This window comes from Kitasatospora sp. NPDC094016 (assembly GCF_040304045.1).
In the GTDB taxonomy this organism is placed as follows: domain Bacteria; phylum Actinomycetota; class Actinomycetes; order Streptomycetales; family Streptomycetaceae; genus Kitasatospora.
In genome coordinates this window covers 64,806-77,347 of sequence record NZ_JBEOUK010000029.1, presented here as the reverse complement: position 1 = coordinate 77,347, position 12,542 = coordinate 64,806, and the positions used below count along the sequence as shown (strand labels likewise).

Below are 12,542 nucleotides of genomic sequence, written 5' to 3'. Positions count from 1 at the left end.
CTCCGGCGGCCGGCTCCGCACTCTGTCGAGGTCCTCGGAGTCGGTCCGGTGCGGGGCGCCCGCCGTGGGGCGCTGTCGCGCGGAGACCCGCGTGAAGAACAGGGCGCTGCGGCCGATCATAGGCCGCGGCGGCAACGCGCGGTGACCGCCGCCAGGGTGATTCGCCCGCTTTGTGATCATGTGCGGCGGTACGTGCAGACGCCCCCGGTGCACATCACATGATGTGCGCCAGGGGCGCGTGCGCCGAGATCGCGCCCCCGGGCGCCGACCGCGCGCCCGGAGCGGCCGGAGCGCGCTGGGATCCGTCGGGACCCGTCGGGGCGTCAGGCCAGCTTGGCGGTGAGGGTGATGGTGGTGCCGGTGAGCGCCTTGCTGACCGGGCAGTTGGCCTTGGCGTCCTCGGCGGCCTTGGTGAAGTCGGCCTCGTCCAGTCCGGGCACCTCGCCGGTGACGGTCAGGTGGATGCCGGTGATGCCGGTGCCGGGCTGGAAGGTGACGTCGGCCTGGGTGTCCAGCTTGACGGGCGGGGTGCCGGCGCCGGTCAGGCCGTGCGAGAGGGCCATCGAGAAGCACGCGGAGTGAGCGGCGGCGATCAGCTCCTCCGGGCTGGTCTTGCCGTTGGGCTGTTCGGCCCGGGCCGGCCAGGAGACGGGGTACTCGCCGATCCCGGACGAGGCGAAGGTCACCTGCCCCTTGCCGTCGAGCAGGTTGCCTTCCCAAGCGGTGCGGGCGGTGCGGGTGGTTGCCACGATCGGTACCTCCATTACTGAGGGACTGCTGAGTCGTCACTTCCGGTCATGCGCGCACCAGCCTACGGGGCGGCCCCGGTTCGGCCCGGGGCGGCACGGGCCCGGATCGGCGAGGCGCGGGGCGGGGCGCCGGGCGGGGCGGGCAATGTCCGGATTGTGGACGGATCCGCCAAAAGGTGAGGCTCCACCACGGGGGCCCTGTTAGATTTGCCCGGGCCCGAGCCCGGCCGCCGTACGGCCGGGTGCCCATTTCAGACACCGGGAGCCGCCCCGATGACGGACCACCCCACGACCCCCGACGCAGGCCCGACCGACGGGGTCGACGCCGCCGTGCGGGCGGAGCTGACCAGCCTGCGCGAGAGCATCGACAACATCGATGCCGCGGTGGTCCACATGCTGGCCGAGCGCTTCAAGGCGACCCAGCGGGTCGGCCGGCTCAAGGCCGAGCACAAGCTGCCGCCGGCCGATCCGGCGCGTGAGCGCGACCAGATCAAGCGGCTGCGGGAGCTGGCCGCCGGGGCCAAGCTGGACCCGGTCTTCGCCGAGAAGTTCCTGACTTTCATCATCGCCGAGGTCATCCGGCACCACGAGGCCATCGCCCGCGCTTGAGAGCACCTCTGAGGGGGCCGGTGGTGAGCCGTCGAGGACGGCCCCGGCGTCGCCCGGTCCGGACTTGTCGGGGGCGGCTAAACGCCGGATTTCGTGAGGCTCCGGGGTTGGCGTAGCGTGCAGGTTCCCCCAGCCGGAGAGGTGGAGCAGCGACGATGGCGGTGAACCTGCCCGAAACGCCGAGCGATGCCGGGTCCGGTCCGGCCCCCGCCGCCGGACGCGGCCCCGGTGCTTCCGACGCCCCTGACGCGCCCGGAGGCCGCGCCGAGGCCCGCCGCCGTGCGCGCGGTTCGCGCGGGCGCAAGGCCCGGCGGACCGGGCGCAGGCCCCGGCCCTGGTGGATCGAGATCCCGGCGATGGCGGCGGTGGGCCTGGTGGTCGCGCTGCTGATCAAGACCTGCCTGTTCCAGGTGTTCACCATCCCGTCCGGCTCGATGGAGAACACGCTGCGGATCGGTGACCGGGTGGGCGTGAACAAGCTGGCGCCGCTGACCGGCTGGAAGCCGGAACCCGGGCAGCCGGTGGTGTTCAAGGATCCGGGTGGCTGGCTCCCGCCGCAGCCCGTCGACTCGAACCCGTTCACCAACACGGTCAGCTCGGTGCTGAGCTTCGTCGGCCTGGTGCCGCCGAAGGACGACAACTACCTGGTCAAGCGGGTCATCGCGACCGGCGGCCAGACCGTGCAGTGCACGGGCACCACGCTGACCGTCGACGGGAAGAAGGTCGACGAGCCGTACCTGCACCCCGGTGACGACTCCTGCGCGGGCCTGGACTTCGGGCCGGTGACGGTGCCCTCGGGCCACGTCTGGGTCGAGGGCGACCACCGGAGCGACTCGGCGGACTCCCGCTACCACCAGCGCGGTCCGGGGGGCGGGGCCGTGCCGGTGGACAACGTGGTCGGGCCGGTGTCGGCCGTGGTGTGGCCGCTCAATCACCTCGACTGGTTCGGCTGGGTCGGCCGCTGACCTGCCGTTCGGCGGCGACCCGCTCCGGGGTGCCCGGAGCATCCGGGGCGTCCCGGGCGTCCGGAGCGTTCCGAGGATCCCGAGCACCCCGGGCGTCCGCGGCCGCCGGCTTGCCGGTCTGCGCCGCGAAGGCGCCGGTCAGCACGAGCAGGCCGCCCGCGATCTGCGGCAGACCGAGGTGCTCGCCGAGCAGTACCCAGGCCAGCACGGTGGCGACGACCGCCTCCAGGTTGGCCACCACCCCGGCGACCGGGGGCGAGAGGTGCCCGACGGCGATCACGCCGGTCAGGTAGGCGAGCACGGTCGCGATCAGGATCATCCAGGCGGCTGGGAACAGCGCGGGCAGGGTGTGCCCGTTCATCACCACGGATCCGCCGAGCGTGCTCCAGTCGGCCTGCCAGGGCCGGGTGAAGACGGTGAGCAGGACGGCGCCGATCAGCAGTCCGAACGCGCTGACCGCCAGCGGGTCGACCGGGTGCTCGCCCCGGCGTCCGGCGTCGGCGAGCACGAAGTAGCCGACCTGGCAGCAGGCCGCGCCGAGGGCGAAGAGCACGCCCAGCGCGTCGAAGCTCAGGCCGTTCCAGACCTCCACCACGCAGGCCAGCCCGGCGACCGCGACGCCGGCGCCGATCGCGGCGCCCCGGCCGATCGGCTTGCGCTGGACGAGCTTGACGTAGCCGATGAGCAGTGGCGGTCCGAGGTACTCGATGAGCAGGGCGACGCCGACCGGGATGCGGGAGATCGCCGCGAAGTAACAGGCCTGGACGCCGGCCACGGCGAGCAGGCCGAACCCGATCAGCAGGCCGGGGCGGCGCAGGACGGCGTCCCGGTGGCGGTAGGCGATGGGGAGCAGGGCCACGGCGGCGCCGGTGACCCGGAGCCACACCACGTGCAGCGGTGAGAGGCCGGCCTCGATCAGCGGTTTCGCGGCGGTGCCGGAGCCGCCGAAGGCGAACGCGGAGACCAGCGCGAGGCTGAGGCCGAGGGTTCTGCCCGTGGGGAGGGTGGGCGAGGCCGTTGATCTGTGCACCGACGCATTGTGACAGTCATACCGGGCGTTCAGTAAGGTGCCATTCCGTCATTTGGTCCTGCACGGAACTGTGCGCAGCGGCGCACTCACCCGGGCCGCGCCCGACCCCGCGCCGCCCGGGCGCCCCCTCGCTTCGCCCGGGCGCCCCCGCCGCCGCTACCCGGCGTTCGCCCCCGCCCCGGTGAGCGTGTCCGACCCGCCCGTGGGCTGGGTGGTCGGCTGCGTGGTCGGCGCCGTGGTCGGGCCGGTGGAGGAGGTCGGCCTTCCGGTGGGCCGCCCGGTGGGCCGCGTCGGCGGCGGGGTGGTCGGCTGCTGGGTGGCCGGGGGCGCGGTCGGCGGGCTGGTCACACCGCCGCCGCCGCCGGAGTTCGAGCCGCCGGTCGGCGTGGTCGGGCCCGAGCCGGCCCCGGGGCCGGCGCCGTCGCTCGGCGGGGTGGTCGGCGCCGCGGGGGCGGTCGAGGCGCCGTTCGAGCCGGTCCCGGTCGACGGGGTGCTGCTCGGCGAGGACGGGGCCGTCGGCAGATCGGCGGCGCCGGAGGAGTCGCCGCCGTCGGCCGGGGTCTGGAAGTCGCTGACCGGCACGCCCTTGAGCGCCGCCTTCATGTAGCTGGTCCAGATCTGCGCCGGGAACTGGCCGCCCGCCGCGCCGTCGATCCCGCCGACGCCGCTCAGGCTGACCTGGGCCCCGCTGCCCGGGTCCTGGCCGAACAGGGCCACCGAGGTGACCAGCTCGGGGGTGTAGCCGACGAACCAGACCGACTTCTGGTCGTCGGTGGTGCCGGTCTTGCCGGCCACCGGGCGGCCCAGTGCCTTGGCCCGCCAGCCGGTGCCGCCCGGGTCGGTCACCACGCCCTGGAGCATCGAGGTGACCTGGTTCGCGGTGTCCGTGCTGATCGCCTGCGTGGTCTTGTGCGCGGGCAGCGGGACGGCCTCGCCCTCGCGGTCCACGGACTGCACCAGCCACGGGGTGATCTGCTTGCCGCCGTTGTCCAGCGCCGCGTACACGCCGGCCATGTCGAGCACGCTCGGGGTGGCCGCGCCGAGCGGGATGGACGGCACCGGGTCGAGGCCCGGGGTGCTGCCGGGCAGGCCCAGCGCGATGCCGGTGTCCTTGACCTTCTGGAGCCCGGTGTCCTGGGCCAGCTGGGCGAACGCCGAGTTGACCGACCAGTCGGTGGCCTGCTGGAGGGAGATCTGGCCGTAGCTCCGGTCGCCCTCGTTCGGCGGCGCGTACGGGGTGCCCTTGCCGCCGCGGACCTTGCGGCCGCTGGTGCCGTCGTAGACGGTGCGCGGGGTGACGGTCCGGCCGTCCTGGGTCTTGGCGTTGTTCTCGAACGCGGCCGCCAGGGCGATCGCCTTGAAGGTCGAGCCGGCCTGGTAGTCCCGCCGGGTCGCGTTGTCGACGTAGTGCTTGACGTAGTCGACGCCGCCGTAGAGGGCGACGACCGCGCCGGTCTTCGGGTCCACGGAGACCGCGCCGGCCTGGGCGGCCGCGTCCTTCTTCCGCTTGTCCGGGTTCAGGGTGTCGCGCAGCTGCGCCTGGACGGAGTCCTGGAGGGCCTGCTGGCGGGCCGGGTCGATGCTCAGCTTGATCGTGTAGCCGCCCTTGGCCAGCTCGGTCTCGCTGATGACCTGGTTCGAGGTGAGGTACTGGGTGGCCTCGTTCACCAGGTAGCCGGTCTGGCCGGACAGGCCCGGGTTGGGCTGCGGGTCCTTGACGTCCGGGAAGGTGGTGGCGGACCGTTCCTCGGCGGAGAGCCAGCCCTCCTTGACCATGCCGTCCAGCACGTAGTTCCAGCGGTTGACGGCGTTCTGCTTGCCGGCCGGGGTCGCGGTGGCCACGTCGTAGGCGCTCGGGGCGTTCAGCAGGGTGGCCAGGTAGGCGCCCTGGGCGGGGGTGAGCGCGGAGGCGTCGACGCCGAAGTACGCGTGGGCGGCGGCCTGGATGCCGTAGGCGCCGCGGCCGTAGTAGGAGGTGTTCAGGTAGCCGGAGAGGACGTCGTCCTTGCTCTCGGTGGCGTCCACCTTGATGGCTATGAAGAGTTCCTTCACCTTGCGGGTGACCGACTGCTTCTGGTTCAGGTACGTGTTCTTCACGTACTGCTGGGTGATCGTGGAGCCGCCCTGGGTGCCCGCGCCCTTGGCGGTGTTGACCGCGGCCCGGAGCAGGCCCTGCACGTTGACGGCGCCCTCGTGGTAGAAGTTGCGGTCCTCGGCGGCCAGTGCGGCGTGCTGGGCGGCGGGGGAGACCTTGTCCAGGCTGACGTTCTGCCGGTTGGTCTGGCCGGTGCGGGTGATCACGGAGCCGTCGGCGTAGAGCCAGGTGTTGCTCTGCGCGGTCGCGGCGGCGTGCGCGTCGGGGACCTTCACCAGCGTGACCCCGAGCACGAACAGGCCGACACCGAGCAGCAGGGCCGCGGCGAGGCCGAGCAGGCTCATCCGCCAGGTGGGGATCAGCCGGCGCCAGCCGGTGCGCTTCGGGCGGCGGGGCTTCCTGCCGCCGGTCACGGGGGCGGCGCGCTTGAAGCGTTTGACCGGTCGGAGGCCTGTCGACGGCGTGCGACGGCCGCTCTGGGCGTTCTCGGACAAGGCGCGGCCTTTCCTGCGGGCGGACCGGGTCAGCCTGCACGGACGGGGACATCGGCGGTTAGGGACCTTTGTCCCGATTCCGGTTTACTGCCCTGGACGAGCGGGGCGGGCCGATTGGCTCCACCGGAACGGCAATCGAGACCGACATCACACGCAAAACGGACGTCGAGGGCCAAAAAATTGAGGAGCCCCTCGCTGCTGCGAGAGGCTCCCCAAATGTCTGTGCGCCGCCAGGGACTCGAACCCCGGACCCGCTGATTAAGAGTCAGCTGCTCTAACCAACTGAGCTAGCGGCGCCTGCTGACCTGGAAAACAATACACGGTCCCGGCGGGTGCCTCGAACCGCCCGGAACCGCCCGCGGCCGCGCGGGAACCGACCCGCCGCCGAGGTGTCCGTTTCCGCCCGGTTGGGGTGCAGTTCGCCGCCGGTTAGGGTGGAACGGTGCCCAGCCCCAAGCCCGGACACCCGAACGCGCGGAAGGCGGTCGCCGCGCTGCTGATGCTGAGCGCCACGGCGTACACCGCGTGGGTGCTGGAGGTCGTGCTGAGCACCGGACTCGACCCGGTGCAGGCGTACATCAGCGAACTCGCGGCCGAGGACCAGCCGCTGGGCGGCCTGTTCCGGGCCACCGACCTGGTCGCCGGGCTCTGCGTGCTCGCCGCCGCCGTCACCGCCCTCGCCGGCGGGCAGGCCGGGCCGCGCGGTGCCCGGCGCGGGTGGGCGGTGGTCGGCTGGTCCGCCCTCGCCCTGTTCGGTGCGGCGACCGCCGCCGACTCCCGGCTGCCGCTCAGCTGCGCCCCCACCAGCGACGAGATGTGCGCCGCCCGTGAGACCGCCGGGCTCGTCCCCGCCACCCACACCGCGCACGCCGTCACCAGCAGCCTCGCCATGCTCGGTGCGCTCACCGGGCTGGCCGCGCTCACCGTCGCCGCCCGCCGCTACGGCTGGTGGCCGCCGGTGCGCCGGATCGGGCCCTGGCTGCTCGGCGCCGAACTGCTGGCCACCGGCTGGAGCCTGGCCGCGATCGCCGCCTTCGAGGCTGGGCGTGGCACCTGGGCGCTCGGGGCCGGCCAGCGGCTCCAGGTGCTGCTGGTGGCGCTCTGGCTGGCTGTCCTGGCACTGAGCCTGGCCCTCCCCGCGGGGGTGCCGTCCGACGAATCCACCTGGTCCGACGCTTCTCCGCCGCACCGGGGGGCCCGGCCGGCCGGGCGGCCCCCGGGCCGGGAGCCGGCATGACCGCACCCGACGACCCCCGCACCCGGGCGCGCTTCCTGCGCGTGGACGGCGTCCCGCTGCACGTCCGCACCGAGGGCAGCGGCCCGGTCTGCCTGCTCACCGGGGGCCTCGGCAGCAGCTGGTTCGACTGGGACCTGGTCGTCCCCTTCCTCACGCCCTACCGCACCGTGGTCCGCTTCGACCGGCCCGGCTACGGGCTGAGCGCCCCCGAGCCCGCCACCGGGCGGCCCGCCCCGACGGCCGCCGGCGAGGCCGAGCGGATCCGCGCGGTGCTGGACGGCCTCGGGCTGCGCGGGCCCTGCACCGTCGTCGGCCACTCGCTGGCCGGCTTCCACGTCGAGGCCTTCGCCCGGCTGCACCCCGACCGGGCCGCCGGGCTGGTCCTGGTGGACGGCAGCGTCGAACCGGCGGCCCGGCCGTACCCGGCCCCCGCCGCGCGCGACCTGGCGGCCCGGGCGCTCGCGGGCGCCGCCACCGCCGTCGCCGTGCCGTACCTGCTCGGTCCGGCCGCCCGCCGGCTGACGGCCCGGCTGTCCACGGTCTGCCGCGAGGACCTCGCCCCGGCGCCGTTGGTGCGGCACTGCTACCGCACCGGCCGGGCCCTGCGAGCCCTGTTGCGGGAGAACGCGCGCTACCTCGACCTGGCCGCCGAGGTGGACGGGCTGCGGCGCACCCGGCCGCTGCCCGAGGGCCTGCCGGTCACCGTGCTCGCCGCCGACGACGGCTGCCGCAGCCGCCGTACCGAGGAGTGGCTGGCCGGCCAGCGGGAGCTCGCGGCGCTGCTCGGGGCCGACTACCGGACCACCGCCCCGGCCGGGCACCTGGTGATGTTCGACCGCCCGGACGCGGTGGCCTCCGCCGTCCTGGACACCGGCTGAGGCCGGACACCCGCCCCGGCCGGGCACCTCCTGAGGCCGGACACCCGCTGCGAAGCCCGCTGAAACGCCCGCTGAAACGCCTCAGGCCGCCCACCGAAGTGAGCGGCCTGAGACCTTGCCATGTGCGCCGCCAGGGACTCGAACCCCGGACCCGCTGATTAAGAGTCAGCTGCTCTAACCAACTGAGCTAGCGGCGCCTGCTGACTCGGAGAACTTTACACGGCACCCGGTCGATCCGCCGAATCGCTTTCGAGTGGTCACCCGCAGTGATCACCCGTGGTGACCGCCCGTAGTGATCGCAGACGGCGATCGCGGGCGGCCGGCTACGAGTCCGGGTAGTGGCAGGCCGCCTGGTGGTCCTGTGCCGGGGTGTCGCCGAGGAGCGCCGGCCGTTCCTGTTCGCACCGCGTGCGGGCGGCCGGGTCGGCGAGGCGGGCGTACACCGGGCAGCGGGTGCGGAAGGAGCAGCCGGTGCGGCGCTCGGTGGGGGAGGGTGGGTCACCGGCGAGCAGGATGCGGTCGCGGGCGCGCTCGGCAGCGGGGTCGGGCAGCGGGACGGCGGAGAGCAGCGCGCGGGTGTACGGGTGCCGGGGGCGGTCGAAGACGGCGGAGACCTCGCCCTGTTCGACCGTCCGCCCGAGGTACATGACGCTGACCCGGTCGGCGAGGTGCCGGATCACCGAGAGGTCGTGCGAGACGAACAGGTAGGAGAGGCCGAGTTCGGCCTTGAGGGTTTGCAGCAGGTTGAGCACCCCGGCCTGGATGGAGACGTCCAGGGCGGAGACCGGTTCGTCCAGGACCAGCAGTTTCGGCCGGACGGCCAGGGCCCGGGCGATGGAGACGCGCTGGCGCTGCCCGCCGGAGAACTGGTGCGGGTAGCGGGCGGCGTGGTCCGGGTCGAGGCCGACCTGGTGCAGCAGTTCGGGCACCCGGCGGGCGATCTCCTCGCGGGCGGCGTGCTGGGCGCGCAGTGGTTCGGCGATGATGTCGCCGATCGGCATCCGCGGGTCGAGGCTGGCCATCGGGTCCTGGAAGACGATCTGCAGTCGGGCGCGCAGCCGGTGGGCCTCGGCGCGGGAGAGTTCGGCGGTGTCGTGGCCGAGCAGTTCGATCCGGCCGGTCTCGGGGGCGGTGAGGTTCAGCAGTTCGAACAGCGTGGTGGACTTGCCGGAGCCGGACTCCCCGACCAGGCCGAGGGTTTCGCCCTCCCGGAGGTCCAGGTCGACGCCGTCCACGGCGTAGACCTCGCCGACCCGGCGCTTGAACACCGTGCCCTTGAGGAGCGGAAACGTTTTGCCAAGGCCGCTCACCGCCAGCACCGGCGCCCGCGAGCTCCGGTCCCCCAGCTCCCCCCGCGCCTCCGGAGCGGCCGACGGGGCGGGAAGCGCCGGCACCGGGTAGACGTCGGCCGGTGCGGGCCGCCGCTCGGCCAGCTCCGCCGACCGGACGCAGGCCGCCAGGTGACCGTCGCCCCCGGCCAGTTCCGGCTCCGCCGCCGAGCAGCGCTCCTCCGCCAGCGGACAGCGGGCGGCGAACGGGCAGCCCGGCGGCAGGTCGGCCATCGGGGCGGGTGCGCCGGGGATCGGGACGAGCGGGCCGCCGAGCCCGTCCAGCCGGGGCACCGCGCCGATCAGGCCGAGCGTGTACGGGTGGCGCGGGGCCGCGAACAGCTCGTCCACCCCGGCGGTCTCGACCACCCGCCCCGCGTACATCACCGCGACCCGGTCGGCCATCCCGGCGATCACCCCGAGGTCGTGGCTGACCAGGACGAGGGCGGCGCCGGTCTCCCGCTGCGCGGTGCGCAGCACGTCCAGCACCTGGGCCTGGATGGTGACGTCCAGCGCGGTGGTCGGTTCGTCGGCGAGCAGGATGTCGGGGTCGTTGGCGATCGCCATGGCGATCATCGCGCGCTGGCGCATGCCGCCGGAGAACTCGTGCGGGAAGCTGTCCAGGGCCCGTTCGGGGGCCGGGATGCCCACCAGGTCGAGGAGTTCGGCGGCCCGGCGGCGGGCGGCGGCCCGGTCGACCCGCTGGTGGATGCGGACGGCCTCGGCGATCTGGTCGCCGATCCGGTAGACCGGGGTGAAGGCGGACAGCGGGTCCTGGAAGACCATGGCGATCCGGCGGCCGCGGATCGCGGCGAGTTCCTTGCCGGGCAGCCCGACCAGTTCCCGCCCGTCCAGTCGCACCGAGCCCTGGACGCCGGCCGTCCTCGGCAGCAGTCCGAGCACGGACAGCGCGGTGACGGACTTTCCGGAGCCGGACTCGCCGACGATGCCGAGGGTCTCGCCGCGCCGCAGGGTGAGGTCCACCCCGCGGACGGCGGGGACGGGGCCGTGCGGCCCGGCGAAGTCCACCCGCAGGTCGCTGACGGCGAGCAGCGGGGTGTCGACGGTGGTGGTCACGGCTTCTTCCTCCGGGCGGAGCGGCGGCGGGGCGCGCCCCCGGCGGTGGGGTCGAGGGCGTCGCGCAGCCCGTCGCCGATCAGGTTGACGGCGAGGACGAAGAGCACCAGCAGCCCGGCGGCGAAGTAGAACAGCCAGGGGAACACCGGGGCTTCGCTGGTTCCGGCGGCGAGCAGGGTGCCGAGCGAGACGTCCGGCGGTTTGACGCCGAAGCCGAAGTAGGAGAGCGCGGTCTCGCTCATCACGGCGCCGCCGACCGCGATGGTGGCGTCGATGATGAGGAAGGAGGCGACGTTCGGCAGGATGTGGCGGGTGATGATCCGCAGCGGCCGCACTCCCATGAACCGTGCGGCGCGGACGAATTCGCGCTCGCGCAGCGAGATGGTCATCGAGCGGACCACCCGGGCGGTGATCATCCAGTTGAACAGGGCGAGCAGCAGCACGAAGGCGATCCAGCCGGCGCTCTTCAGCCGGGGCGAGACGATGGTGATGATCAGGAAGCTGGGGAAGACCAGCAGCAGGTCCACCGCGAACATCAGCGCGCGGTCGGCCCAGCCGCCGAAGTAGCCGGCGCAGGCGCCGACCAGGGAGGCCAGTACGGTGGAGAACAGGGCTACCAGCAGGCCGATGACCAGCGACTTCTGCAGGCCGCGGACGGTCTGCGCGAAGACGTCCTGGCCGATCCCGTTGGTGCCGAACCAGTGCTCGGCGGACGGCGGTTGGTGCAGCGCGCCGAAGTCGGGGGCGGCGTAGTCCCAGGGTGTGAGGTACGGCCCGCCGAAGGCGAGCGCGAACAGCAGCAGGACGATCACGGCTCCGGCGACGGCCCCGCGGGCGGCCAGCAGCCGGGCGAGGACGAGCCGGGCCCGGCCGGTGGTGCGGGGGGCGGCGGCCGGGGCGGCCGGTTCCACGGCGACGGTGGTCACGTCAGTTCACCTCCGGTCAGGACCGCACGCGCGGATCGAGGGCGGCGTGCAGGGTGTCGGCGAGGAAGCCGGAGGCGAGGACGACGACGGCGGTGAACAGGTTGACGGCGACGACCGAGTTGACGTCCTGTTCGTTGATCGACTGGATCAGCCACTCGCCCATGCCGTGCCAGCCGAAGATCGTCTCGGTGAAGATCGCGCCGGTGAAGATGCCCAGGAAGCTGTAGGCGAACATGGTCGACATCGGGATCACCGCGGTCCGCAGCCCGTGCTTGACCAGCGCCCGGCGGCGGGTGAGCCCCTTGGCCTCGGCGGTGCGCAGGTAGTCGGAGCCGAGCACGTCGAGCATGGTGCCGCGCTGGTAGCGGCTGTAGGTGGCGAGGCCGCCGAGCGCGAGCGAGATGGTGGGCAGCAGCAGGTGCAGCGCCCAGTCGGCGAGGTGGGCGCCGAGGCCGCCGGTCAGTCCGGGGGTCTCGTAGCCGGTGAACGGGATGACGTCGTGGCCGGCCGCGTCCTTGGCGGCGATGGCGCCGTTCTTGAGGAACAGCGCGACCAGGAAGACCGGGGTGGAGAGCAGGACGAAGGAGAGCACGGTGAGCAGCCGGTCGGAGATCCGGTACTGGCGGACGGCGCTCCAGGCCCCGGCGGCGATGCCGAGGACGATGCCGAGCAGGCTGCCGAGCAGCAGCAGCCGCAGCGAGACCCAGACCCGGCGGCCGAAGTCGTCGGTGACCGGGGTGTCGTGGATGGTCCGGCCGAGGTCGCCGTGGAGCAGCCCGTCGGCCCAGTGGCCGAAGCGTTCGACGACCGGGGTGCGGTCGTTCAGGTTGAGCGCGGTGAGCTGGCGCTCGACCGACTCGGCGGCCGGGCGGGGCACCTTGGCGTCGAAGTAGGTGCGCGGCTGGAGGGCGGTCGCGGAGATCGCGTACGCCAGGAAGACGGCGGCGATCAGCAGCACCGCGTAGTAGCTCAGGCGCTTCGCCAGGTAACGGAGCATCAACGGCCGCCCGGGGTGGGGGAGGGGCCGACGCGTCTGGTGGGCATCGGGTGGTGGCCTTCGGTCGGGGCCCGTTCAGGCCTTCGGACGGCAGGAGGACGAGGCGGTACGGGGAAAGCGCAGGTCAGAGTCTGGCAGCGGTGCGCGGCCGGGGTGT

At 73.6% G+C, this 12,542-nt stretch carries 10 protein-coding genes and 2 tRNA genes; 4 read left to right on the top strand and 8 right to left on the bottom strand.

Annotated features, from left to right (window positions below):
* Positions 1-323: 323 nt before the first annotated feature.
* A complete protein-coding gene (locus tag ABT015_RS24805) occupies positions 324-749 on the bottom strand; it encodes an OsmC family protein (RefSeq protein WP_063351385.1) in 426 nt (141 codons plus the stop codon).
* A 273-nt stretch (positions 750-1,022) separates the two neighbouring features.
* Between ABT015_RS24805 and ABT015_RS24800 the strand changes: the two genes are divergently transcribed.
* Both ABT015_RS24800 and lepB read left to right on the top strand, forming a co-directional pair.
* A complete protein-coding gene (locus tag ABT015_RS24800) occupies positions 1,023-1,358 on the top strand; it encodes a chorismate mutase (protein WP_350882617.1) in 336 nt (111 codons plus the stop codon).
* A gap of 155 nt (positions 1,359-1,513) precedes the next feature.
* Positions 1,514-2,323 (top strand): signal peptidase I, encoded by an 810-nt coding sequence (gene lepB / locus ABT015_RS24795; protein ID WP_350882615.1) that lies wholly within the window; start codon positions 1,514-1,516, stop codon positions 2,321-2,323.
* Here the strand turns inward: lepB and ABT015_RS24790 are convergent.
* From ABT015_RS24790 to ABT015_RS24780, 3 genes are all read right to left on the bottom strand, one after another.
* Positions 2,286-3,353, bottom strand: a complete 1,068-nt coding sequence (locus ABT015_RS24790; RefSeq protein ID WP_350882613.1) for an EamA family transporter — start codon at positions 3,351-3,353, stop codon at positions 2,286-2,288. The two genes, lepB and ABT015_RS24790, sit on opposite strands and share 38 nt — an antisense overlap.
* A 156-nt stretch (positions 3,354-3,509) precedes the next feature.
* Positions 3,510-5,942 carry a transglycosylase domain-containing protein gene (locus ABT015_RS24785; RefSeq protein WP_350882611.1) on the bottom strand — a complete coding sequence of 811 codons (2,433 nt, stop codon included), beginning with the start codon at positions 5,940-5,942 and terminating at the stop codon, positions 3,510-3,512.
* A gap of 223 nt (positions 5,943-6,165) precedes the next feature.
* Positions 6,166-6,239 (bottom strand) — tRNA-Lys (locus tag ABT015_RS24780).
* A gap of 202 nt (positions 6,240-6,441) precedes the next feature.
* Here ABT015_RS24780 and ABT015_RS24775 point away from each other — a divergent pair.
* Both ABT015_RS24775 and ABT015_RS24770 read left to right on the top strand, forming a co-directional pair.
* Positions 6,442-7,179 carry a DUF998 domain-containing protein gene (locus ABT015_RS24775; protein ID WP_350882665.1) on the top strand — a complete coding sequence of 246 codons (738 nt, stop codon included), beginning with the start codon at positions 6,442-6,444 and terminating at the stop codon, positions 7,177-7,179.
* Complete coding sequence (locus ABT015_RS24770) at positions 7,176-8,057, top strand: alpha/beta fold hydrolase (RefSeq protein WP_350882609.1); 882 nt, start codon at positions 7,176-7,178, stop codon at positions 8,055-8,057. Before ABT015_RS24775 ends, ABT015_RS24770 begins: the two co-directional genes overlap by 4 nt.
* A 123-nt stretch (positions 8,058-8,180) precedes the next feature.
* Here ABT015_RS24770 and ABT015_RS24765 read toward each other — a convergent pair.
* The 4 genes from ABT015_RS24765 to ABT015_RS24750 all read right to left on the bottom strand — a co-directional run bounded on the left by ABT015_RS24765 (position 8,181) and on the right by ABT015_RS24750 (position 12,385).
* Positions 8,181-8,254 (bottom strand) — tRNA-Lys (locus ABT015_RS24765).
* Positions 8,255-8,380: 126 nt separating this feature from the next.
* Positions 8,381-10,462, bottom strand: coding sequence for an ABC transporter ATP-binding protein (locus ABT015_RS24760; protein WP_350882607.1), 2,082 nt, complete (start codon positions 10,460-10,462; stop codon positions 8,381-8,383).
* Complete coding sequence (locus ABT015_RS24755; protein ID WP_350882605.1) at positions 10,459-11,388, bottom strand: ABC transporter permease; 930 nt, start codon at positions 11,386-11,388, stop codon at positions 10,459-10,461. The genes ABT015_RS24760 and ABT015_RS24755 overlap by 4 nt, the downstream gene beginning before the upstream one ends.
* 16 nt (positions 11,389-11,404) lie before the next feature.
* Positions 11,405-12,385, bottom strand: coding sequence for an ABC transporter permease (locus tag ABT015_RS24750; RefSeq protein WP_350882603.1), 981 nt, complete (start codon positions 12,383-12,385; stop codon positions 11,405-11,407).
* Positions 12,386-12,542: the final 157 nt, after the last annotated feature.